Raw genomic sequence first — 22,301 nt, forward strand, 5'->3', positions numbered from 1 at the left:
AGAGAGAAGAAAGTGAGTTTACTAAGCAACGGCGCTAATCGACTTTCACAGCTTGAGATAGACGTTAACAGGGACTGGGCGGGTCGTCTGATCAAAAACCTGGGAGACGCTGTTGATAGTAATGATGCCGTGAAAAAAGCGCAGGCAATTCTGCAATCGGTCATGACCGGCAGAGGCGATATCCTGTATCGCGGTGATAGCGAGGCAGCCAGGTTAGCTCCGAGCTATGGTGTCGGCTATAACTTTCTTCACATGAAAAATAGCGGTCAGTTCGAACCCGAGTGGCTGGATATCCAGAGCTTGATTATCTACCTAACGGGGGCAGTAAACCGGGTGATAGTTCCACCATCATTAATTGTCTTGGCTCCTATGTTATCAATGGCTATCGCCGAAGATCATTCCGGAGGTGGTTTTACGGATTCTCGCAGCCTGTCTATACCCGGACCTGGAATCACACTCAATACGGCAGAAGAGCACACCGGCGGTGGGCAGGAGAGTACGCCGGTCTTAACCATGCCTGTGGCCACCATCGGCGTAACAGCTCAACTGGTTTAAGCAGAGGGAAAGAAGTATGGAAATATTACACGAACCTAAAGAAAGAAAATATCAAAAGCTTCGGAGATTGGGACAGGAACTCAAGATACCCACATTTGAAGCTTTCCTTGAGCTTGAGGTCAGGGATGGCAACGGGCGGATTACGCATCATCATCGACAGAGAAGCCATAGCTGGGTCAGGAATGCTTACAACCATCTCTTCTGTCAGATGGCTGCTAAGGATGCAAATGACGCCACCTTCGGGGCCGGTAAGCTCAGTGGCAAGCAGACCAACGGTACTGTCAGAGGTATCGGTTATCCATTCGGCTACGGCGAAAGCAACTCGGTTGATGGTACCAGCTACGGGCTTCGGGCCGCTGCGGGTATCGATACGAAGGGGATTCAGGTAGGCTCGGGCACCAATGCTGAGACTTTTGAAGATTATGCTCTGCAAACCCAGATCGCTAACGGGACCGGCGCCGGGCAAATGAGCTACATCGCCAGCGAGGTGCACTCAATCGCCTACGATGCAGGGACCAAAGTACTCAGGAATACCCTGATTCGTTACTTCAATAACAATAGCGGCGGCAACGTAAATGTAAACGAGGTCGGCATCGTCGCCTACCTCCAGGGTCAGTTCAGTCAGAACTACATGATGTCCCGCGATAAGTTGCCTGCCACCATTACTGTGCCAACTACTGGGCAGCTGCGGGTGACCTATACCATTCAGCTCACTTACCCGGCTTAAAGGAGAACGAGATGAGATATTCAGTAATCGCGAAAGGAATAACGCCAGCGCAGGCTGAGGTGGAGATCCGCAAGCTGGGCATAACCGATTTCAAACCTGCCAGGCTGTTGGGGCAGTTCTTTTGCGAGCTCAGCGAAGAAAAAGTAAGAGCACTATCAGCCGTTTCAGGTATTGTCTTGAAGCCTATCAAAGAATATAAAGCTGAGCAGATGCTGAGTGAAGTGGCACCGGTTGAGAGCCTCTCGGATGTATTTTATTTGCTGCGCTCTTATTTTAATCCGCCGCTAACCGGGACTGGTCTTACCGTAGCGGTGCTGGACAGCGGTATCAGGAAGACCCATCAGTCTCTAAGAAGCAAAGTCGTCTACGAGGCTAACTTCACAGATTCGCTGACTGCCGATGATGTCTTCGGACACGGAACCCAGGTTGCCTTCATCATTGCCGGTGGTATGCATGCCATAGGTGAGAAAGCCGGCGTTTCTCCCAGTGCCTCCATCATGAACATCAAGGTAATCAATGACGATGGCATTGGCAGCGATGAAGGTATCGTCATGGGAATTGAGCGTGTCTGCGGGCTGGCCGAGCAAGCGAGAAAGAACGGGCTTTGGATAACCGATGATTTATATCCCAACATCATTAATCTCAGCCTGGGAGGTGAGGACGACGGTGATGCAGACAATCCGGTGAGAGCAGCATGCCGAAAGGCAAGCACGGAATACGGTCTGGACGTTATCGCCGCCGCCGGAAACTCCGGTCCGAAGATGACTACCGTTATGCTCCCGGCCTGTGATCCCGAAGTCATCGCTGTGGGCGCTGTCGAGACCAACGGCGAACTGGCTATCTGGGAAAAATCATCCCGCGGACCAACGGTACAGGGCGAGACCAAGCCAGATTTTGTTATCTGGGGCACCGACCTTGAAATGGCGAGTCATCAAAAAGACGACGAGTACCTGGTGAAGTCGGGCACCAGCTTCGCCGCTCCGATGCTGTCGGGGCTGGCCGGTCTACTGTGGGAGAGCGGCAGACGGGCATACGGAGAAGCCTGGGTATTCAGCTGGCGAGAGGCCAAGAAACTGGCTCCCTATTTTTCCACCAAGCCGCAGGATGCCCCAATCAATAAAGATAACGTCTATGGTTTCGGGCTCCCGGCAATGGGCTCGATGCTGGGACAGGTATCCCAAACCGATTCGACGACACAACAGAGTACCGAAGTATTTCCCATGTTCATGATGATGGCAATGATGGCGAGCATGGTAGGAGCGTAAAAGATGGCGGACAGCGAATTAGTAAAATCCCTGATTGCACTGGGCGGAGTACCCCTTATATTGGGGTTCGTACAGCTTTTCAAACCCTTTATCTCGGATACCCGCTACTATCCTTTACTAGCGGTTGCCATGGGATTAGTGATTAATCTAGTGGCCAGCTGGGCGCTCGGCGTCAGCGCCATGTCGGACTGGGTAGCCGCAATATTCAACGGTATCATCGCTGGTATGGCAGCCAGTGGGGTTTACTCCACGGGTTCCACGCTGCGGGAGGGTCCGGCAGCCGATAAAAATAACCGCCCAAATGAAGGAGAGACTGATGAAACTAAGTAGAAACCTGGCGATAGGACTGGAAACCGTGGGTTGCTGTATTACGGTTGCCGGGGTAGTTACAGAGTGGGCTACGGGGGCTGACTACGGCTATTGCATTATCACGGGCGGAGCGCTGGTGGTTAGTTTCGGTAGCATGATATTCGCCAAGGTCGTCAAACGCAACTGGGACGATGGAGATAAGGGTTAAGGAGTAGCAATGAGCTTATTGCTTAAGGGAGTCGACAGACTTTCCCAGCTTGAAATAGACACCGATAAAGACTGGCAGGCAAAGGGAATGGCCAATCTTAAGAGCGTTGCCGGATCAATGAATCACGGCGATATTGCCTTTCGTGGAAATGACATCCTTGAAAGGCTGCTGGCGGATGCCGGTAAGGGGTATAACTTCTTGAGAAGTCGCGGACCCGGGCTATCGCCGGTCTGGCAAGATATTGAGAGTCTGGTTCAGTATTTGACTGGTTCAGCCAACCGGGCGCTGGCATTTGACCTTTCCATGCCTATGCCAGCAATGAACATCGCTCATATCACAGGCCCAGGCGGCGGGGGTTCTTCCTCTCCAGTCCTTGGTATTCCGGCACCTATATTTAACGGAGAAGCCAGGGCAACCACGGTAAATCCCGTTGGTGGTTCTGTATCTCACAACGATGATGTCGGAAATATCGATGAGACAGTGCAGGCAAATGGTGATACGGGAAATGATATAACGCTTCTCCCGGCCGATGGCTCTATCAATGATTACTGTGCCATGGGACATGCTGGGCTCTTTGATGCTGTGTCCGTTCTGGTCGGACAGGCAGGCGCTAATTACACCCTTGCCTATGAATATTCCAGGGGTGCCGGGATATGGGGAACACTGACAATTAAACACAACAGCACCAACGATTGGAAAGCGGCGGGAAAGGGCTGGCTTACTTTCGCTCGTCCTTCAGACTGGGCAACTGATACTCTCGCCGGATTAACCCTCTACTGGATAAGGGCGCGGGCTGCCAGCATCAGCGGTGGTTTTGTCCAGCCTTTAGGGACCCGGGCATGGATATTGGTTTACGCTTAGGAGATTACGATGACTGAAATGTTTTTAGAAACCGAATACGAAGAAATGAGAAAGCTGGCCAAGAAGCTGCATATTCTGCTTCCAGAGGCTTTCTGGGAGTTTGAGGTCAGGGATATGCGAAATCGCATAACTTTTCACTCGAAGCAAAGAAGCCATAGCTGGGTAAGAAATGCTTATAACCTGATGGTCTGCCAGGCTGCGGCGGTACCAGGTGATTCCGCGGTTGGATTAGCGATTGTTGATACTGGCGGATCCACCAGGTCGGATACCACCACACAACCTGCATCCGGTTTATCCAGTGGCGGCGCCAGTAACTCGAGCATTTACGTGAACCTTACTAACGGTATTTATGCCGGTGCCGGGATTGACACTTTTGGAATCGTTGTTGGGACCGGCAATAACCCGGAAAGCCTCGAAAGTTATGCCCTGGGGACGAAGATAGCCAGCGGAAACCTAGCTGGCCAGCTTTCTTATAGCGCTACTGATCCACCCGCCATATCTACGGTCGGAACTACCAAGACCGTTGCCTGGGTGAGGTATTTCAACAATAACAGCGGCGGGGCAATCATTGTGATTGAAGCAGGTGTGTATACAAAGGGGACTTACGATAACTCGTCGGCTACTTTCATGATGTGCCGCGATTTGCTGGCGGGTGGCGTCAATGTCCCGAATACAGGTCAGTTGAAAGTGACCTACACACTACAGCTTACTTACCCGGCTTAGGAGGATATTCCGTGGCACAATATGCGGACATCATCGAAATAATTGCTCCCAGCCAGGTAGCATCGGGTAGCAGGGTGGATATAACTATCAGGGTAAAAAACACTTACTCCGGGGTGATATCTATCATGGTCGGGGGCGCACTGGAATATGGCGTCTCACCCTGGCCGGGAATTGATTTCCCGGAGAACTGGGCGAATGTGGATGGCGGGGCGGTCCATTCATTCAGCGGGTGCTTCATGATGCCGGATGCCCCGGTGACCATCCATGCCTACAGTTACTGGTACGGCGCCGACGGCTACTGGCATTTCGATGACGAGATGACGAAAACCATCAACCTGTCGGCGCTGACGCCCCAGGTGAGCGAGTTTAAGATAGCAGACTTCTACAAAGTGTAAGGAGGCACACCATGAAATTGAAAACACTGTCTATAGACCTCGGAGAGTTTAAGGCTCTCCAAGAAAGTGCTCAGGGACAAATGCCGGAGCCGTCCGCGGCTGGCTGGTATATTGACCCGCGTACCGGGGAACATGTTTTTTATGACCCGGATAGCCACAAGTTCTATACCCTGGCGGGCGGCATCTATATCCCCTTGGGCTATATGAATCCGGCCCCGAAGCAGGTAACTTTGGCCCCGGGGGAAAAGCTCAGGATAAACATATCCTTCAAGTATTCGGGACCGGCAATCAGCAGCGCCATCTGTTATTACTCCATCGGAGTCTACGGACTATTCGGCTTTGATGAGAAGATGGTGGGGCAGAACTCGAAGAGCCTTCCCCAGTATACGACGCCGACCCAGGTAACTGACTCATATACGTTCACTCTGCCGACGAATGTGGGCAATGACTGGGACGACATCTACTGCAAGATATACGGCGGCTCACCGGGTGTTCCTCAAACCCTGTTTGGTTATGAGCAAGCCCTGCTAATTGTGGGCAAAGACCCGACCATCAGTGAGTTCATGATTGCAGATTTTGCCAAGGTGTAGGAGTAGAGCATGCCACTTGAAATAGTCTTTGCACCGATGGTGCTTGAGCCAGGAACGTTCAACGTAGGGGATAAGGTCCGGGTGACCGTCTCCTTCAAGTACTTCATCGGTGTGAACACCACCGTAAAGCTGCTGGCTGGTCCCTACTACACAAACCTTTTCGGCAAGCACATGGTTAGCACGTGCGTGGGACAGGCTGATGTCCAGCTGCCGGCCTCTTCCACACCGGCTGATGGAATCGCCACGGTGGATTTCATACTCGTTGCTAAATCTCTGGGTGGCATTGAGAACGGCACCTACGGGTTAAGAGTTTGGATTGAGGATACCAGCGCTATTGCGGAGCAGGATAACGTCATCATCGTCTCCGGTAATACCAGCGGTGGGGATATGTTTTCGTCGATGATGCCGATGGTAATGATGTTGATGATGATGGGCATGATAATGCCGATGACCCAGCAAATGGGTGAGGGAGTCGAGGAATAGTGAAAGCCTACCTGGAACCGGAAGAGGTGGAACGGCTTGAGCAGTCGGCAGAATATCTGCGGGACAGGCTGCTTATCCGTTTGCTCTTTCACCTCGGTTGCCGTGTCTCCGAAGCTTTGGGGATCAAGGTAAGCGACATCGACTTCAAACAGGGCTTGGTAACCATCCAACACCTGAAGCAGCGAATTAAGCTCTCTTGCCCGAAATGCAGCGCCAGGTTGGGGAAAGGACACAAGTTTTGCCCTGTTTGTGGGCATAAGGTGGAGAAAGCGGTTGCGGATGAGAAAGAGCACCGCAAGTTCCGCAATATACCTTTAGAAACAAACACCCTGGGAATGCTGAGGGAATATATTAAGCGCGGCGGCGCCAGTTTCAAGAAAGGGAATCAACATCTCTTTAATTTAACCCGACATCGGGCTTGGCAAATAGTAAAAGAATGTGCCGAGAGAGCCAGACTACCCGGCTTGATTAACCCGGAAAGCGGTAAGGTACACAATGTTAGTCCCCACAAGCTACGTGACGCCTTCGCAGTGCACGCGGTCAAGCTGGATGACTCAGGAGACGGTATCAGGTTACTTCAAGAGCACCTGGGGCACCAGAGTATCACCACCACCATGAAATACCGCAAGGTATCGGGTGAGGAGCAAAAAGAGTGGTACGAAAAGCTGTGGCAAGGAGGTAAACAGAATGGGTAAATATGCCAGTCACGAAGAATTCGGGATTAACGCACCGATAAACTACCGGGAAGACACTACCAGTGAGTCTTTCCTCAAAGGTATGTCCGCTGTCTGTCCTCCGGGAATGAAGCCGAAAGTATCTCGCGGCAAGAAGTTCGAGGAGAAAACCGATTTTAAGGCTTCAGCCCGGTGGCACAAGAATTTTGATGTGGCGATGTTTGGCGGATCGGACATCGGAACATCGGATTACGAGTCTAGGCAAATGAGCTTGGAAGGAAAAATTAACGGCGTCAAGCGAATACCTGGGAGGCACTAATGACAGGGCAGGTCAAAATTACAATTGGAGATAAAGAATGGCTGGCTTTTCTGTCCAGCACGTATTGGGAGCTGGTACAGGGGCTTGGTGGTATTTCAGGAATCGATGCCGGCACCGGTATGCTTTTCGATCTGGGATTTGCCCAGGATATAACCGTTACTACCGAACCGATGCTTTTTCCCCTGGATATTGCATTCCTCAACGAAGAACTGGTAATCACCGAGATTTACCGGGATATTCAACCCGGATACCAGGTGCATTCAACTATGCCCGGCCGCTATTTTATTGAGGTTAACGCCGGTGAGTTTGAGGGGATTGAAGTTGGCAGCCAGGTCACGCTGGAGATATTGGTACTGCAGGAAGTACCGGCAGAGCCAACCTGGGTACCCTCCATGATTTCCTTTGCTGGATTCACTTTAATGGGGTACTTGATGGTAGGCGTGGTTAAAGATATGGTACGTGATATGTCAGACGACTCATCGAAAACACTACCGGCAGGTAGTTATGCGGCTACCCCCGTTTACAACCGGGTGAGTAAGCCGGCTTCCAGGGGTGAATGTGCTTTCTTTGCCACTTTAGTCCATCAATGTGAGGTATGCGAGAAGATCTCACCGCGGGATTATCACTTGCTTAGCTGGTTTGGTGCTCCGGTGCCGGATTACAGCTTCACCGTAGAGCCAGAAACTAAGGAACGTAAGATAGATGATGTTCTGAAGCGGCTCAAGGAAGGCGTTGACGGCATCCAGCAGAGCGAGAACTTCCGAACATTTCTGCTTACCATGTCCAAGTTTCACGATTACAGCATCGGTAATCTGATACTCATCATGCTTCAGAAACCAGAAGCCACCCGTGTCGCTGGTTTTAGCACCTGGAAAGATTTGTATCGTTGGGTTAAGAAAGGCGAAAAGGGAATTGCTATTCTGGCTCCATGCATGCCGCCCAAGGGAAAAAAGTCCGAGCTCTCTGACACTGGAATCAGAGTTGCAGATGAGGAAGAGAAGGACGAGCAAACGGAGATCCGCCCGATCTATTTCAAAGTAGTTTATGTCTTTGATGTTAGTCAAACGGAAGGGAAACCTCTGCCTGAGTTTGAAGTACCCTCTCTGACAGGTGAGGCTAATGAGGACCTATTCGAGCAAGTCATGCGCCTGGCAGAATCGCAAGGGATTGAAGTCAGTTTTGAGTCAAAGCCCAACCAGGACCCGGATATTAAAGGTTTCTATGTTGGGAAGACTATCTGGGTCAGACCCGAAGAACCACGCGCTCAGCAATTAAAAACACTGCTTCACGAGGTCGCTCATTACTACTCTGAAGGAGTATTCCGTATACCAAGGAGCGATGCCGAAACCATCGCCGAAAGTGTGGCTTTCACCATCGGTGCTCATTACGGGTTTGATACCGGTACCCGTTCATTCCCTTATGTTGCTATCTGGTCCAAGGATAAGAAGGTTCTTGAAGCCAACCTGGCATCCATACGCAAGGTGTCCGAGAAGATATTTGACGGTCTTGAGCAAACCGCCAAGAAACCGGTTGGGGTAGCCTAGCTCATGGTAATTCGACTGATGCCAACCAGAGGTGGCTTTCTTAGGCCGTTTGGCTGCGGGTGGTTTATCCGGGAGTATCTTTCAGGTAACGGACCGGAAGGCTCAACGAAGGTAGACCTCAAGCGAGGCGCTCCCCAGGCTGACATCAACTTCGAATACAAAGAAGCGCTTGCCCGGGCTACGGCCAGGGAACGGGCGGAAAGAATCATCAGCAATATGGTTGTTAAACATGCCGACGTCACTGAAGCAGAAGCTGAGAAGATTTATCAGCGTGAGCTAAAACGAGTCTCCCGGAAGTTCACCCACATGCGGTACCATTCATTCCTTATGTATTTCGGAGTGCTAAAAAGGCTGGGATGGGTAGAAGTCACCGATAAAACTGAGCCGTCCACTATCCAGGACAACTATCCTGCAGCTCCTGAGCGAACTTACTATCGACTTACAAAAACGGGTATTGAAGCAGGGGATGAACTCTGGTCTAATCCGCTCTTCACGCTATATCCTGAGATCGGACCAAGCCATATGAAGAAGCCCGATTAGCCAAATTTGGTATAATCAACCAGTTTCTCTCAAATCTTTTTGAATTATCCCAAGTTACAATTTTGTTTTCTATCTCATCGCTCTGGTAGCATTTAAAACGGCTAGCATGGCAACACCGACATCGGCAAAGACCGCCTCCCAGATTGTTGCTACTCCGGCTACACCTAATGCAATAAAAATTCCTTTTACCGCAAATGCCATTAGAATGTTCTGCCATACAATAGTGCGGGTCCTCTTTGCGACCTCAATTGCTTGGGGTAGCTTGGAGGGAGCATCAGTCATTATCACTACGTCAGCTGTCTCAATGGCAGCATCCGAACCGAGACCACCCATCGCGACCCCGATGTCCGCCCGAGCTATTACCGGAGCATCATTAACACCATCTCCCACAAAGACGATTTTCCCCTTCTCCTGGAGAGTATTTTTCATTTTCTCCAGAGCCTGAACTTTATCCTCCGGTAACAGGCCAGAGTAGAAGGTGTCTATCCCTATTTTCTTGGCGACAGAGGCAGCCACTATCTGGCTATCGCCGGTAAGCATGGCTACTTCTTTCACGCCTAATCTTTTTAGAGACATAATAGCTTCGGCAGCGTCTTCTTTAACTTCATCTGCGATAGTGATATAACCCGCATATTTACCACCAGCAACCAGGTGAACCACGGTCCCTTCGACGCAACAGTCATTATCATCATGCTCGATGTTTTGGCTATGGAGCAGGCGGTCGTTGCCAGCCATGATGATTTGTCCGTTAACCTGCGCTCTTATGCCATTACCGGGGATTTCCTGGTAATCTCTGACTATTGAAGTGTCCACCTTTTCACCGTAAGCTTCGAGTATAGATTGGGCTATCGGATGGTTAGAGTGTACTTCTGCTTCCGCGGCCAAGCGCAGCAGCTGGTCCTGGTTGAATCCATTTCGGGTAACTACCTTGGTGACTTTGAACACACCTTTGGTCAAGGTGCCCGTCTTATCGAAGACAACAGTTTTCACCGCAGTAAGAGCATCGAGGTAGGTGGATCCTTTAATTAATATTCCTTTGCGAGAAGCTCCGCCGATGCCGCCGAAATAACCTAGTGGAATGCTGATAACCAGTGCACAGGGGCAGGAGATTACCAACAAAATAAGCGCGCGGTATATCCATTCAGAGAATGTGGCTCCCTGTACAAAGAGTGGTGGGACAACCGCTACAAGCAGAGCACCGAATACAACCACAGGTGTGTAGTATCTGGTAAAGGTGGTAATGAACTTCTCAGTGGGTGCCTTCCTCGCTGCTGCGTTCTCTACAAGCTCTAATATTCGGGCTATCGATGATTCACCAAATCGTTTGGTCACATTGATGGTGAGCAAGCCGGTCTTGCTTATCATTCCGGCCAGGACTTGCTCGCCGGGTTTTGCGCTTCTGGGGACAGACTCACCGGTCAGCGCAGAAGTATCCAGTAGAGTCTGACCGTCGATAATCTCTCCATCTAATGGGATCTTCTCACCGGGTTTAACAATAATGGTATCCCCCACCTTCACCTGGTCAGGGGATACTTTTTCAAGCCCTTTATCGGTCTTTAAGTTAGCATAATCAGGCCGCACGTCGAGTAGGGTTCTTACCGATCGGCGAGAACGGCTTACAGAGAGCTCTTGAACAAATTCACCCGTCTTGTAGAATAACATCACGGCAACCGCTTCGGGAAGTTGGTGAATTGTAATGGCACCTACCGTAGCCACAGTCATCAAGAAATTTTCATCAAAAACCCTTCCATGTGTAAGGTTACGCAAAGCAGTCCATACAACCTGCCAGCCAACCAGGAAATACGCAGTCAATAACACGGCATATTCAGCCCAACTATATGGCGTGTTATGGAGTGCATTATTAAAAACCATTCCAAGAATGAAAAGAAGCAGAGCACTACCGATGAAAGCTAACTCTTTTGGTATATTAAACTCCTCTTCGGCGCATCTGGAGCAGTAACCGGATATGCCATGTTCGCAAGTTTTTGCTTGTTCGTTGACTACGGGTTTAGTGGTCATTAATCCTTCCTCTTACTGTATTCCCCTGCATTACTTACCTACGAGACAACCTATACTTAATAATCTTGTTCGATATTCAGCCTATAAATCAGTAAAAAAGATGGAACACGCTAAGAATGCCTTGTGTGTTCCAGGCATATTTCTAAAAGTTGGCGGATGTGATCGTCGTTCAGTGAGTAGTACATCATCCGGCCTTGCTTTCGTTGCTTAACCATACGGAGCGTTCGCAGTATTCGAAGGTGCTGTGATATGGCAGATTCAGAAATCCCAACGACACAGGCGATATCACATACACAGAGTTCCTGATTCAGCAAAGAATGCAGGATTTTGGCCCGGTTGGAATCCGCTAAAGCTCCAAAGGTCTCAGCCAGTACTGTAAACGCCTCATCGGGTGGTAGTCCCTTTTTCGCCTTTAACACTTTTTCTTCGTCAACTGCCCATACCTCGCACTTGTCCTCAGCCTTTACCATCATAATGCACCTCTTAACATCTGCGTAGTTGCTAATATATTATTGCATCTTTCTAACATGCACGTCAATCTTAATGAACTTAGTCTGCATGAAATTCTAATCAGTCACGGGGCATAAATTGAAGCCTGATTAAAATATTTGAGTCCCGTCTACTGTACCGCCCAAAGACGTCACATTATTAGTAAACAGGACTCCTAGAGACTCCCTTCAGAGCCATAAATCATTTTCTAAAATATAACTATCAAGATAGCCATTATAACGAGAATTGCAGCACTAATCTTTGGTACGTACTTTTCAAATCGTGAGAGTTTAGGTTGAAACATTTTATAAATTTTTACGCCAAGAATAGTTACTACCATAAGCCCTATCAAAACGGAGACTGCGTAGGACATCATGAGCACCCATGCGTTAAGCCCACCTGCTACTAAAGCGAGTAAGGCAATTTCTTCCTCATGAGCAAAACCAAGAATAAAAGCAAACGAAGCTAATCCTAAGAGACTCAGCACAACTGCTGGTCCATGCTTATGCTTATGGGTATGCGGAGCTTGTCCCGGGTGCTCATGTTCGTGTTCATGTTCTATTTCTGTAGCATCCGGATGAGTGTGACCGTGCTGGCTTTTAAGATCGTCGAACTTTTCCATGTATAACCTAACAGCTAAAATTAATAACAGACCTGCCGCGACATATTTTAACCAGGGTGCATCAAAATTTAACCACTTTTGTAGCAAAACATACGCGACAACAACCGCTATCGACGACACAAGATGACCTAGTCCAATGACTAATGAACTGACAGTTGCACTAAAGACGGGATTCTTTCTTTTTATCGCGTACAGTACAGCAACTGGCCAACCATGACCTGGCTCAAAGCCGTGTAAAAGACCCAATAATATTACGCCAATGTATGTTGGATTAAACATTTTTCCGCCTTACTCACATTACATATTTACCAAGCGCTTCTTTTAAGCTATTCCATTCCTTTTCCGGAGCGTTTGCCTTGGTCGCTTGGTACAGACAGGATTCCATGTGATCTTCAAGGACTAACCTGGAGGCTTTAGTAATCGCTGACTTAACAGCTGCTAGTTGAATCAGTATCTCAGGACAGGGGCGCTCTTCCTCAAGCATAGCTTTGATAGCACGAATATGCCCCTCAATTCTTGAAAGACGGTTAATAACAGATCTCGTTTGCTTGTGGGTGTGTGCCTTACTCATAATATCCCCCCTAGGGGGATATTATTGCATAAATAGCTTGATTACTCAATTGCTCTCGCTTCCGGGGAGAGGGACGGTTATATAGCTAGTTCTTGAAATTTTACCTTATGTATTTTTGTTGGAAAATGAAGCTAAACACGGACAAAACACGAAGCACATTAACAACAGAATACAGAGCGACAAAGACCTTGACCTGAACGCTTGCCCGATTAAAAGGGGGTTTAAGCTTGGTAACTACTTTATGCTGTCCACAAGACGAAAACCCCCTATCCTATGACCGACTTAACGGCGAATGGGCACAATGGTTTCGCACCGCCCAAAGGTTTGAACACAAAGTGCCTGCACAGGATAGGGGGGACATCAGACATAGTATCATACTGGAACTGGCAATGGCGAGGGCTAGAGACGGCGATAAGCCGTTCAGTGAAGCGATGATGTGCCGTATCGCAAGCTGTGTAGTGGCTGACTACTGGCGAAAGCAATACAAGCTCACTAATGGGCTTGATTGTGGTAGCTGTGGTCAAAAGCAAAGGGCTAAATGCAAAGATGGCTATCTCTATTCGGTTTGTCCAAAGGCTGTCAAGATTGAAAGTCTGTCAAAGCCAATAACCGATAGTGAAGGGAACGTAACCGAGTTTGGGGACACGATAGCCGATGATAAGGCGATTGATGTTGGAGCTTGGCTTGACGCCCGCACTTTTCTGTTAAGTTGCCCGAACAGGTTACTCCAGATAGCTCACAAGATGAGGAACGGCGACAATCTGACACCTACCGATAGTCAATACCTCTGGAGATTTAGAAAACGAGAGCAAAACAAACTTCTGGCGATGTAGAGATTTTACCCCTCTCTACCGATATATATAGTGGGAGCACCGATAATGCCAGCGAATTGCGGGTTATCGGGAGCTTACTACTAGACGAAGCCGATAGCCTTGCCCACTGTCGGATAGTCAATAGGGGGTGTTCAAATAGAACAATTGAATATTGAGGGCAAGCGTTCAGGTGAGGGCTTTTGTGCTCACAAGGCGATACTGGTAAACGCTCTATCAAGGGCACTAGCCGAAAGGGTAGTGCTTATGGATTTCACGATAGGGCGTAAAGGCTTTCTTACCTACATTAAGTCATTAGGCGGGAGTAACGTTGTAAAAGTCGTTCCCTCGTCTAACGGCAATGCCAGCGGGTTGCGGGTTGCCGATAAAAGACTGAAGGTGGTCTGTGGAGCAAATACCAGTTACCTTGACGATATGGCTTGGGTAGGTGAGAAAACACCTCTAACACTCTGCGATGTCAGGGTTAGCCCTTCCAATTCCGTCAAGCCTAACCTCGGAGCACTGGAGCTATCGGAAGCACTGTCAAGAGTAGTGCCGTTCACCGCTAAAGAGGATAACAGACCTGTTTTACAATGTGTCCTCTTCAAGGTGGCAGACGGTAAGCTCACGATGGTAAGCGCCGATGGTTACAGGCTTGCGATGGTGAAGCTGGATTTTGACGGTGATGAGGGGCAAGTCCTGATAAATCGGGATGAGCTAAGGGGTGTAATCAGTGCCCTGCGAAGGGCATACAGGGTAAGGGTGGGCTTTGAGAAAAGCGGGGAAAGCCTTGACGGAATGAGCCTTGTTCTGGACACGGAGCTAATCCGCTACAAATGGCGGGGAGCTGACGGGAACTTTCCCGAATACGAAAAGCTCATACCCGCCGACTTCAACACCTTTGTTAGCTTTGATACTAACGAGGCAATCAGGGCGGTAAGCTCACTCAAAGTCCTGTCCGACAGCAAGGCATACCCGATAGACCTCACAATTGGCAACGGCAAGCTCACAATGTCCAGTCCCGATGATAAGGGACTGGCAGAGATACCCGCCGATACACAGGGTGAAGGCAAGATACGACTGGATGGCAGTTACCTTGCTGACGCCTTAAGAGCTTGTGGCGGGATGGTAGAGCTAAAGTTGGTAGATAGTAAATCGCCGATGCTCTTTACCAGTCCCGACTATGAGCTTGTGGTAATGCCGATGTTTGCGGGTGAAAGCCAGACGCCGAAAGGTGAGGCACAGACCGCCGAGCCAGTCAAGGTAGAAACCGAGACCGCTGAGGTAGAGCCAGCCGAGACGGTAAGCGAAGCCGAGAAAGCAAATGCTGTAGCCGAAGCTGAAGCTATTGCCAATGCCAAAGCCGATAAGCCGAAGCGGAAGCGAAGCAAGGCAAAAGAACCAGTAGCCGTAGCATAAGCCTGAACTGAACGCTTGAACTCAGAAAACAGCCAACGCAGGAAAGCGGGGGAGACCCCGCTTTTTTGCTTTTTTAGGGGTATTCGTTTCCCCAATGCGTGGGAACGGATACCCCTTTTTTTGTGGCTAAAAGGGCAGAGAGCACCGATGCCCGATGGCAGAGGCAGACCTCGATAGACGTAAGCCCTCGATGGCAGGGACAGCACCAGCGGTTGCGTACTTTTGGAAGTCCCCAGGGACAGTTGCACAGTACGAACCACAACCAAAGAGAGTAGGTACTCCCAGATATTCACTCGTAATTCATTAGGAAAGGAGGAAGCCGACTATGGCGGATACAGACACTATTTTTGTCCTCAGCAAGGTAGATGTCATTGATTGCGCCAGGGAGATGGGTATCCCTGAAGAAGCGATAACCGATGACATTCTTGCTCAGGTGAAGAAGGGCGTGGAATGGGGACTGGAGTGCTGGTCTGATGTCGTCAAGGAAGCCATCAATATGGCTCTCAAGAGCTAGACCATCCCACTCTTACATTCTTGCAGGGGTAACTATGCCCAAAAACGAAGATAAAGGAGGTAAAACTATGCCTATCAAATGGAATGCGCTGATGGTAAACGAGGCTATGGATATGGTCGAGGAATACGTCAATCAGGCTATCGAACCACTGGAGCAGGCGAAACTCGTCGCTACGGAAGCAAGGAAAATCCCCAACCTGCCAGGCTACATCGACCAGCACCTATCCCGTCTCATCGGCGAAATCGAGCGGGTTACTGGCGGAATATCGCCCTGGAACCAGCAACCACATCCGGGGAATGTCCGTGCAGCGATTAGCTCTGTCCGTGAGTCTATCCCAGGGGGAACGGTAGAGGCAGAACGACAGAAGGTAAACAGTGGCAAACAGCTCAGTTTGGTGAGCTAATAAAGCCAGCGATACCGGTGATTGAAGGGGTAACTATGCCCAAAATCTGAGTAGAAAGGAGTAAAGAAACATGGCAACAGGTCAAATGGACTTGTTTGATGGAGTCAAACTTGCCGAACCTGAGCCAACCACTACAGTGAAACTGGGACGAAAAGCCGTCCAGATACCGCTTCGTAAGAAACGGCGGGAAGCCATAAAGCGCCTGATGGAGATATTGGAAGAGCTGGAAGGCAAGGACATATACATCGGCTCTTACGACGCCGGCGGACGCCACTTCTGGCTCGATAACCTGAAGCTCCAGCGGCTTCAACTGGAATGGCATCCTATCAGGCTAAAGAGCGACCAGAACTATATCCCAGGAGTCATTGTACTCTGGGGAAGCAAGTCAGCAGCCGTCAGGATATTCACCGACTACCTTGTAGCTGTACGTGAGCAGGAATACCAGGGCTACTGGCATTACTTATTGGACTTCCGCAATGGCTTCTGGGAAAACCCGATAGACAACTTCAGGTCGCACTATGCCTGCCTGCACATAACCAGGTTCAAGGACTAGAAGTCCAGTTCTTAATTATTGAAGGGGTAACTATACCCCAAAAAGGAGAAAACAATGAATGCATTATTCGTAATCAATGCCGCTTTCAATACTGGTCAGATTGTCGCTTCAAGAGGCGTTTTCGACCTAGCGTGTGAGAACCCCGAGTTTGCCCAGTATATCCAGAAGTCCCTCAATCGCCACGTGAAAGGCGACTGGGGAGATTTAGATGAAGAGGATAAGCAGAGCAACGACCAGGCGCTCAAACAAGGCACACGTTTGCTATCGGCTTACAATGATGACCGCTTTCCTCAAAACGGAGTGGCCACCGTCTGGATAATCACCGAGGCTGATCGAAGCGCCACCACCATTCTTTTCCCTGACGAGTATTAGCCAATCAGCGTACCAAAAATTATGAGTAAACGGAGGGTTACTATGTCTAAAAATATCAATACGATGATAGATGACCTGGTAGGTACTCTAACCGATCCCATCATCGTTTACCCGGGTGGTTGGGGAGATAGTCTCCCTGAATGGCTCAAGAACGCTATTACCTTGGAAAGGTTGACTGAAAACATGAAAGAAACTAACGGAGAGCAACCTACAGGGACGGATGCCGAAGCCTGTGCCTATCTCAATACGGCTTCATTGACTATGCCAATGGACAGCGACTGGAGCCAGATCTACCTCTATGTTGCTGGTAAAACCTATACCCGATGGCGTAAAAGTGAGATGCCAAAGGATATTAGGGTAGACACACTCACGGGCCAACAGACGGCCGACCTGAACCGACTGAAAGAATGGCTCTATCTCCGGCGAACTACAGCCAGACAGGAGCTAGAACGTGCGGAAAGACGACAGCAGAAAGAAGAGGAGGTAGTAAAGAGAAAAGTAGAACAGCCAGCGCTGTTCGAGTTTTAATTTATTATTAGGCATAAAAAAGGGACCGGGGAACTTCCCCGGTCCCTTTTTTTATCTTCCGGAAGCAACTTTTGGAACAGTCTCTGTACCTGATCTTTTATATTCCTGGTGAATTCTTTGGTGAGTTAGCCGACTCAAAAATCATTTTCATACCGGAAGCAGGTTTGAGCATTCCGATCAATTCAGCGAACTTCAATGGCCAATTTCCATGGAATTGACTGTATGGCAATTTAGCATATTTCCAAGTTATTCCAGTCTGCTCTGTAATCTGCGAACACCACCATTCGGCATTGGCATCCTTGTGTATAACCTCTGAATCGAAGTCTTCACGACCCTTAGTCTCTAAAAGCCACATCGTTGTTTGCCCGGCGTTCTCGACTCGAGCGACGAAGTCGGGATAATAAACACGTACCGAGCCGTTGGCACTCAGATATTCCAAGCCAACTCCGGTAAACCACTCTGCTAACTTGGCAAAGGCTTTAACGTCCGGAGATTTGTCTAGAAACGTAGCGAAGTCAGCTTCAAATTGGTTATAGCAAGCCACCTGGTTGAATATCGTATGGCTAGCGGTCGCCGTGAGGCGACGCCATGTGAAAGTGTGCGTTTCTGAAAGATGTATTGGCTCGGGTTTGAGTTGTGTCTTTTGCGTTTGTGTGGCATGTTTGCCTAAATACTCTGCAAGTACTTTCACGAATGAATTACCCACATCATGTCGAGCCAGAGCTCGAGCTACCACTGGGTCACTTAGATTGACTTTGACATCAAAAAAACGCTCGGCGACGTATTTTTCTACTATAGGGTAGACATCGGTGAATTTGCATCCGAGTTTGGCTGTACGAATTACGCTCTGGGTGATCTGAGCCAGCACATCCTGTAGGAACACTGCATCGGGCTGGAAATCCACTGTCTCCTTAGACAATGTGAACTCCGTAATCCCGTGCTTAATCTCTATTTCTGTTGCCGCCGCTGGACTGCTTTTTAGAGCCACGAGGGCAGCAGGCAATATTTGAACATCGAAGGACTTAATGTCTTTATAGTTACGGACATACGTTTGGGAGATTTGTGGTATCTCAATGTCGTATTTAGCCCGTTCTTTCATTGGGTAAATCGGGGTACCAGGGTTGGGTGGGGTCTTTGTAGCTCCAACACCAACTCCCTCAATCTCCAATCCCTTGACGAACTCTTCAAACTTTGGTGTGCCTACAATCTCAACCACTTGAGCATAATCGGGGTGCATATTCCGCATAAGCCTAAGACCACGGCCTACAGCTTGTTCTGGGAGAATATTAGCATCCGAAGTGAATGGTCTTAAACCTAAGATTACGGTGACGTTACGCACATCCCAACCCTCACGTAACATGAGGACTGAAACGACAACCTTAATTCTGTTTCCTGGCAAGTCAATTGAACGTGCAGCCTCACGAGCTTTTCCTAAGTCTAGTTCTGTAATATCGCCTTTGCTTTTGCCTTTTTCCTTAACATGAATTACAAGAACTTCATCGTCTTTTATATCCGATTCCCGCCTGATTGATTCTGCAATGACGTCAGCATCGTGAGTATCCTCTGCCATCACGAAAAGAACTGGATTGATGTCGATTGGCTTGTATGCGTCACGATGTACTCGCCATCTATTGAGAGCTATCTGTATCCATTCTTGGTATGCAACCGCCGCGTTCGTGTACTTCTGGGGGGTTTCCCTCTCAGTTTGATGAACTACCAAGGGTGCCTTAACTATTCTATCTTCCACAGCTTGAGCAAGGGGGTAATCGGAGACTATCCACGGGAAAAAGGTACCATTCCTATCTTTTGGAGTAGCCGAGAAATCGAGTTGTGCGATTAGTCCATGTCCCGTTCGTTTAATTACTGCCGCGTGTAAGGTTTCGATTATTTTCCACCATTCCAAATCTTCATCGTGTACATGATGAGCTTCATCATTGATAATCATCAGGTCATCATGCCTCTGAACCATATCCATAATAGAAGCCGACTTAACTATATCATCGCCCTTCACGCGTGGCCCTAGAACCATGTCAATTGGATTAATTGGCTCGTCGTTACCCCTGTCATAAAACTGCTGGATATTTGTCAGGTAAAGTGTACTCCAAGCTGAGCCGGAGTAAGACTCACCGCGTAATACACTGCGGAAGTCCCATTCATTTCTCCATTCGGGTGGAACAATTGGTAGTTCCCGAAAGATTTTCTCATTTTCGAAGTCTATTTTTAACCTTTCGTAAACAATGATATTCGGAGCGAGCATAAGGAAATGTCGGGCCATATCTGAGCTCTGCTCAAAGCGACGATGGAAATAGGACCACGTTATTGCCAACGCCATTACGACCGTTTTACCTGACCCTGTAGCCATTTTAGTTGCGTAACGTGGTAGCTTCTCAGGTGGGATAGCTTGGTCAGCCATTTGTCCCGTATCGGGAACGATTCTTTGGAGTCGCCGTTTGCCTCTAATGTCCTCAACGATCTGCTTCCGCGTAACAAATATGTCATTCCCATAGGCTGCATCATCCATGTAGCTGAGAATTAAGTCGGCCGTGTCTGTTATGTGTTTGACTTCACGAAGATATACGAGTGTCTCAATTGCCTCTTGTTGCCCGAAATAATAACAGAACTCGCGACCATCTTTGAGACGATGGCTGGAGTCAAACCAATACTCAAAAAGCCTTCGTGTAGTGTCTGAAATACCCTTATAGCCATTAGCCCGCCATGCGTCGACAACTTGGCGAATCTTTGATACTAGAAGCAACTTGCTTGGGCGGCGCCCAGGAATAATTCGGTACCCACCGTTACCATCCTTTTCCAAATAAGAGCTGGGTAATTCATCCGCCTGGCGATCCACAATCTCTGGGAGAGCTTGGTCATAATGGACAAGCACCTGACGCTTGCCTGGAGTCTTTGGTTGCAGTTTCTTAGCCACTACACTCTCACCTCCAGCAAATGCGTAGTATCATTGCCGAAAATATCAAATACCTTGACTAACACTTTAAATCGACCGGTTTTCTTATAGTCATGCCAATCGGAGGTGAGACTCAGATCACGCTTGGATCTAGTGCGATAATCCTGCCACAGATTATGGAATGTATCATCGTTGAATTCAAAGTCAACAGCCCAATAGTCGATGTAATCTGACCATTTCCGAATTTTTCCATGGATCTCATCTGGAATTAAATCTTGACTAGGCATCACGAAATTCTTGAGTTTAATCCGTACTTCTTTATCTTTGGTTTCTGCTTCGACTTGTAAATAGGCCAACTCGAAGAAATGGACATCTCCGGCATCGACAGCACGTTTATCCATGGCCTCACTTGGTATCTGAAGCAAGCGAAGATGCATTCCAGAGCGTTTCGACTCTGCTTCAATAACATCATGCAAACCCATCTCCCATTCCCAACCGAGAATATCCAACTTTTCTTGTTTAATCTTCCTGCACTCATCTACGGCATCTCTTATCTCCGCGAGCGTAACAGGTGAGTCGGCAGCACCTATGTGTACCATACGGCCAGCGCGCTGACCATGAAGGTGAACGAGCCCAGAGGTCGGCTCTGCTTTGTAGAGGTCGAGAATAAACTTAAAATACTGATGCAAAGCAGTGGGTTCATCGCGTGAGCCACTACCGAAAGAGACTCCTTGCCAGTATTGCCGCTCATACTTACCTAGATTTAGAACCTCAAATGGGCTACATCCATCTTCATTCAAAAGGCGCTTGCGGGTTGTATGGATGGAAAAGCGACTTAAATCTATTGCTATCCAGCGTCGCTTCTGCCGCTCTGCAGCTACTGCTGTGCTCCCAGACCCTACGAACGCATCCAACACAAGATCTCCCGGTTCAGAGGATACCTGAAGGACCCGCTCGATCAAATCCACAGGTTTCTGCGTATCGTAGTTCACCCATTCCTGTAAATTCGCGGGCTGAAGACATCTTATACGCCATACGTTATCTACTTGTCGCTCAGTGCTTACATATGTAATTACCTTGCCTTGTTCATCTTTATCGTTGACAATTTTTCCGTTAATAAAACTGTATTTTAGTTTTTTCACCGCATTTTCACGCGGTTCCGATAACGTGTGGAAAGTATAACCAGCTTCTCGATTCTTTACGTAGTAAAGGATCTGGTCGAAAGCCTTGGGGATACATCTTTTCCTGGACCCGTGAAGCTTGTTATAGTAATACCACGCGATTTCATTCTGGAAATTCTCTTGACCAAACACTTCGTCCATAAGCACTTTTATATAAGGGCCCATATGAACGTCCAAGTGAACGAAAATTGACCCCTTTTCGGATAAAAGTTGGCGAAGAAGGTGCAATCTTTCATACATCATACTGAGATAGGAGTCGGTTCCTCGTCCCCAAGTGTCTCTATATGCTTTTTCCTCTATTATTGATCGTGTTTTTGTAAGTTCTTCGTCTCCAACCTCTACCGAAAAGGAAAAGTTTTGCCCAGTGCCAAACGGTGGGTCGATATAAATGAGATCAACTTTACCGGCGAATTGTTCGAGAAGTGATCCGATGACATATTTATTATCACCCCAAATTAATTTGTTTCGCCAATCCGGTGAATCTGGGCTAACATCAGTCCTGAGGCTTCGTAAAAAAGTTCCCTTCTCAGCTTCCCTGGTAGCCCTAGACTCATTAACTACTTCAATGCGTTGGAAGGGTAGCACAATGCGTTCGACATCGGAACGTTTACCAGACCAAATGAGTTTCACCCCCTGTTGTTCTTGACCCAGATTTGAGTTAGTATATTTGTCAGTCTTTATTGAATCTGACTCTATTCGATGTTCGTCCATATGGTCAACTCC

The 22,301-nt window shown here is 48.5% G+C and carries 27 protein-coding genes; 21 read left to right on the forward strand and 6 right to left on the reverse strand.

The annotated features are described in order from the left end of the window. Positions 1 to 12 precede the first annotated feature (12 nt). Genes ASJ33_RS04120 through ASJ33_RS04185 form a run of 14 tightly spaced genes read left to right on the forward strand, consistent with a single transcriptional unit; the run spans position 13 to position 9,193 of the window. A complete protein-coding gene (locus ASJ33_RS04120) occupies positions 13 to 555 on the forward strand; it encodes a hypothetical protein (protein WP_072555611.1) in 543 nt (180 codons plus the stop codon). Positions 556 to 571: 16 nt separating this feature from the next. Further along, positions 572 to 1,282: a hypothetical protein gene (locus tag ASJ33_RS04125; RefSeq protein ID WP_072555613.1), complete on the forward strand. Its 711-nt coding sequence runs from the start codon at positions 572 to 574 to the stop codon at positions 1,280 to 1,282. 11 nt (positions 1,283 to 1,293) lie between these two features. After that, positions 1,294 to 2,547 (forward strand): S8 family serine peptidase, encoded by a 1,254-nt coding sequence (locus ASJ33_RS04130; RefSeq protein ID WP_072555615.1) that lies wholly within the window; start codon positions 1,294 to 1,296, stop codon positions 2,545 to 2,547. Positions 2,548 to 2,550: 3 nt separating this feature from the next. Then, positions 2,551 to 2,877: a hypothetical protein gene (locus tag ASJ33_RS04135; RefSeq protein WP_072555617.1), complete on the forward strand. Its 327-nt coding sequence runs from the start codon at positions 2,551 to 2,553 to the stop codon at positions 2,875 to 2,877. Then, positions 2,864 to 3,064, forward strand: coding sequence for a hypothetical protein (locus tag ASJ33_RS04140; protein ID WP_012984030.1), 201 nt, complete (start codon positions 2,864 to 2,866; stop codon positions 3,062 to 3,064). The genes ASJ33_RS04135 and ASJ33_RS04140 overlap by 14 nt, the downstream gene beginning before the upstream one ends. A 9-nt stretch (positions 3,065 to 3,073) precedes the next feature. Beyond that, complete coding sequence (locus ASJ33_RS04145) at positions 3,074 to 3,925, forward strand: hypothetical protein (protein ID WP_072555619.1); 852 nt, start codon at positions 3,074 to 3,076, stop codon at positions 3,923 to 3,925. Between the two features lie 9 nt (positions 3,926 to 3,934). After that, positions 3,935 to 4,648: a hypothetical protein gene (locus tag ASJ33_RS04150; RefSeq protein ID WP_072555621.1), complete on the forward strand. Its 714-nt coding sequence runs from the start codon at positions 3,935 to 3,937 to the stop codon at positions 4,646 to 4,648. A gap of 11 nt (positions 4,649 to 4,659) precedes the next feature. Further along, on the forward strand, positions 4,660 to 5,043 hold the full coding sequence (locus ASJ33_RS04155; protein WP_072555623.1) for a hypothetical protein: 384 nt from the start codon (positions 4,660 to 4,662) through the stop codon (positions 5,041 to 5,043). A gap of 11 nt (positions 5,044 to 5,054) precedes the next feature. Further along, positions 5,055 to 5,633: a hypothetical protein gene (locus tag ASJ33_RS04160; protein ID WP_072555625.1), complete on the forward strand. Its 579-nt coding sequence runs from the start codon at positions 5,055 to 5,057 to the stop codon at positions 5,631 to 5,633. A gap of 9 nt (positions 5,634 to 5,642) precedes the next feature. Continuing rightward, positions 5,643 to 6,116: a hypothetical protein gene (locus tag ASJ33_RS04165; protein ID WP_072555627.1), complete on the forward strand. Its 474-nt coding sequence runs from the start codon at positions 5,643 to 5,645 to the stop codon at positions 6,114 to 6,116. Continuing rightward, positions 6,116 to 6,811 (forward strand): tyrosine-type recombinase/integrase, encoded by a 696-nt coding sequence (locus ASJ33_RS04170; protein WP_072555629.1) that lies wholly within the window; start codon positions 6,116 to 6,118, stop codon positions 6,809 to 6,811. Before ASJ33_RS04165 ends, ASJ33_RS04170 begins: the two co-directional genes overlap by 1 nt. Next, complete coding sequence (locus tag ASJ33_RS04175; RefSeq protein WP_072555631.1) at positions 6,804 to 7,109, forward strand: hypothetical protein; 306 nt, start codon at positions 6,804 to 6,806, stop codon at positions 7,107 to 7,109. Before ASJ33_RS04170 ends, ASJ33_RS04175 begins: the two co-directional genes overlap by 8 nt. Next, positions 7,109 to 8,653, forward strand: coding sequence for an ArdC-like ssDNA-binding domain-containing protein (locus ASJ33_RS04180; RefSeq protein WP_072555633.1), 1,545 nt, complete (start codon positions 7,109 to 7,111; stop codon positions 8,651 to 8,653). Before ASJ33_RS04175 ends, ASJ33_RS04180 begins: the two co-directional genes overlap by 1 nt. 3 nt (positions 8,654 to 8,656) lie before the next feature. Next, complete coding sequence (locus ASJ33_RS04185) at positions 8,657 to 9,193, forward strand: hypothetical protein (protein WP_072555635.1); 537 nt, start codon at positions 8,657 to 8,659, stop codon at positions 9,191 to 9,193. A 69-nt stretch (positions 9,194 to 9,262) separates the two neighbouring features. Here ASJ33_RS04185 and ASJ33_RS04190 read toward each other — a convergent pair whose 3' ends face one another. The 4 genes from ASJ33_RS04190 to ASJ33_RS04205 all read right to left on the reverse strand — a co-directional run bounded on the left by ASJ33_RS04190 (position 9,263) and on the right by ASJ33_RS04205 (position 12,894). Continuing rightward, positions 9,263 to 11,212: a heavy metal translocating P-type ATPase gene (locus tag ASJ33_RS04190; RefSeq protein WP_081372237.1), complete on the reverse strand. Its 1,950-nt coding sequence runs from the start codon at positions 11,210 to 11,212 to the stop codon at positions 9,263 to 9,265. 110 nt (positions 11,213 to 11,322) lie between these two features. Then, positions 11,323 to 11,685, reverse strand: coding sequence for an ArsR/SmtB family transcription factor (locus tag ASJ33_RS04195; RefSeq protein ID WP_072555637.1), 363 nt, complete (start codon positions 11,683 to 11,685; stop codon positions 11,323 to 11,325). Between the two features lie 224 nt (positions 11,686 to 11,909). Beyond that, positions 11,910 to 12,602 carry a hypothetical protein gene (locus ASJ33_RS04200; protein WP_072555639.1) on the reverse strand — a complete coding sequence of 231 codons (693 nt, stop codon included), beginning with the start codon at positions 12,600 to 12,602 and terminating at the stop codon, positions 11,910 to 11,912. 13 nt (positions 12,603 to 12,615) lie between these two features. Continuing rightward, entirely contained in the window at positions 12,616 to 12,894 is a 279-nt protein-coding gene (locus ASJ33_RS04205) for a metal-sensing transcriptional repressor (protein ID WP_072555641.1), read from the reverse strand. 227 nt (positions 12,895 to 13,121) lie between these two features. Between ASJ33_RS04205 and ASJ33_RS04210 the strand changes: the two genes are divergently transcribed. The 7 genes from ASJ33_RS04210 to ASJ33_RS04240 all read left to right on the forward strand — a co-directional run bounded on the left by ASJ33_RS04210 (position 13,122) and on the right by ASJ33_RS04240 (position 17,492). After that, entirely contained in the window at positions 13,122 to 13,727 is a 606-nt protein-coding gene (locus ASJ33_RS04210; RefSeq protein ID WP_072555643.1) for a hypothetical protein, read from the forward strand. Between the two features lie 144 nt (positions 13,728 to 13,871). Further along, positions 13,872 to 15,122, forward strand: a complete 1,251-nt coding sequence (locus ASJ33_RS04215; protein WP_072555645.1) for a DNA polymerase III subunit beta — start codon at positions 13,872 to 13,874, stop codon at positions 15,120 to 15,122. Between the two features lie 325 nt (positions 15,123 to 15,447). Continuing rightward, positions 15,448 to 15,636, forward strand: a complete 189-nt coding sequence (locus tag ASJ33_RS04220; RefSeq protein ID WP_042377533.1) for a hypothetical protein — start codon at positions 15,448 to 15,450, stop codon at positions 15,634 to 15,636. A gap of 34 nt (positions 15,637 to 15,670) precedes the next feature. Continuing rightward, a complete protein-coding gene (locus ASJ33_RS04225; RefSeq protein ID WP_236886572.1) occupies positions 15,671 to 16,039 on the forward strand; it encodes a hypothetical protein in 369 nt (122 codons plus the stop codon). 70 nt (positions 16,040 to 16,109) lie between these two features. Further along, positions 16,110 to 16,592: a hypothetical protein gene (locus tag ASJ33_RS04230; protein ID WP_072555647.1), complete on the forward strand. Its 483-nt coding sequence runs from the start codon at positions 16,110 to 16,112 to the stop codon at positions 16,590 to 16,592. Between the two features lie 54 nt (positions 16,593 to 16,646). Next, the gene (locus ASJ33_RS04235) at positions 16,647 to 16,964 is read left to right on the forward strand and encodes a hypothetical protein (RefSeq protein ID WP_072555649.1); all 318 of its coding nucleotides are present in this window, start codon (positions 16,647 to 16,649) and stop codon (positions 16,962 to 16,964) included. A gap of 42 nt (positions 16,965 to 17,006) precedes the next feature. Next, the gene (locus tag ASJ33_RS04240; protein ID WP_072555651.1) at positions 17,007 to 17,492 is read left to right on the forward strand and encodes a hypothetical protein; all 486 of its coding nucleotides are present in this window, start codon (positions 17,007 to 17,009) and stop codon (positions 17,490 to 17,492) included. A 97-nt stretch (positions 17,493 to 17,589) separates the two neighbouring features. On the opposite strand, the gene ASJ33_RS04245 is transcribed toward ASJ33_RS04240, so the two are convergent. Beyond that, positions 17,590 to 20,418 (reverse strand): DEAD/DEAH box helicase family protein, encoded by a 2,829-nt coding sequence (locus ASJ33_RS04245; protein ID WP_072555653.1) that lies wholly within the window; start codon positions 20,416 to 20,418, stop codon positions 17,590 to 17,592. Next, positions 20,418 to 22,289, reverse strand: a complete 1,872-nt coding sequence (locus ASJ33_RS04250; RefSeq protein WP_081372238.1) for a DNA methyltransferase — start codon at positions 22,287 to 22,289, stop codon at positions 20,418 to 20,420. The genes ASJ33_RS04245 and ASJ33_RS04250 overlap by 1 nt, the downstream gene beginning before the upstream one ends. Positions 22,290 to 22,301 lie beyond the last annotated feature (12 nt).

The sequence above is a fragment of the Dehalococcoides mccartyi genome (assembly GCF_001889305.1).
Classification (GTDB): domain Bacteria; phylum Chloroflexota; class Dehalococcoidia; order Dehalococcoidales; family Dehalococcoidaceae; genus Dehalococcoides; species Dehalococcoides mccartyi_A.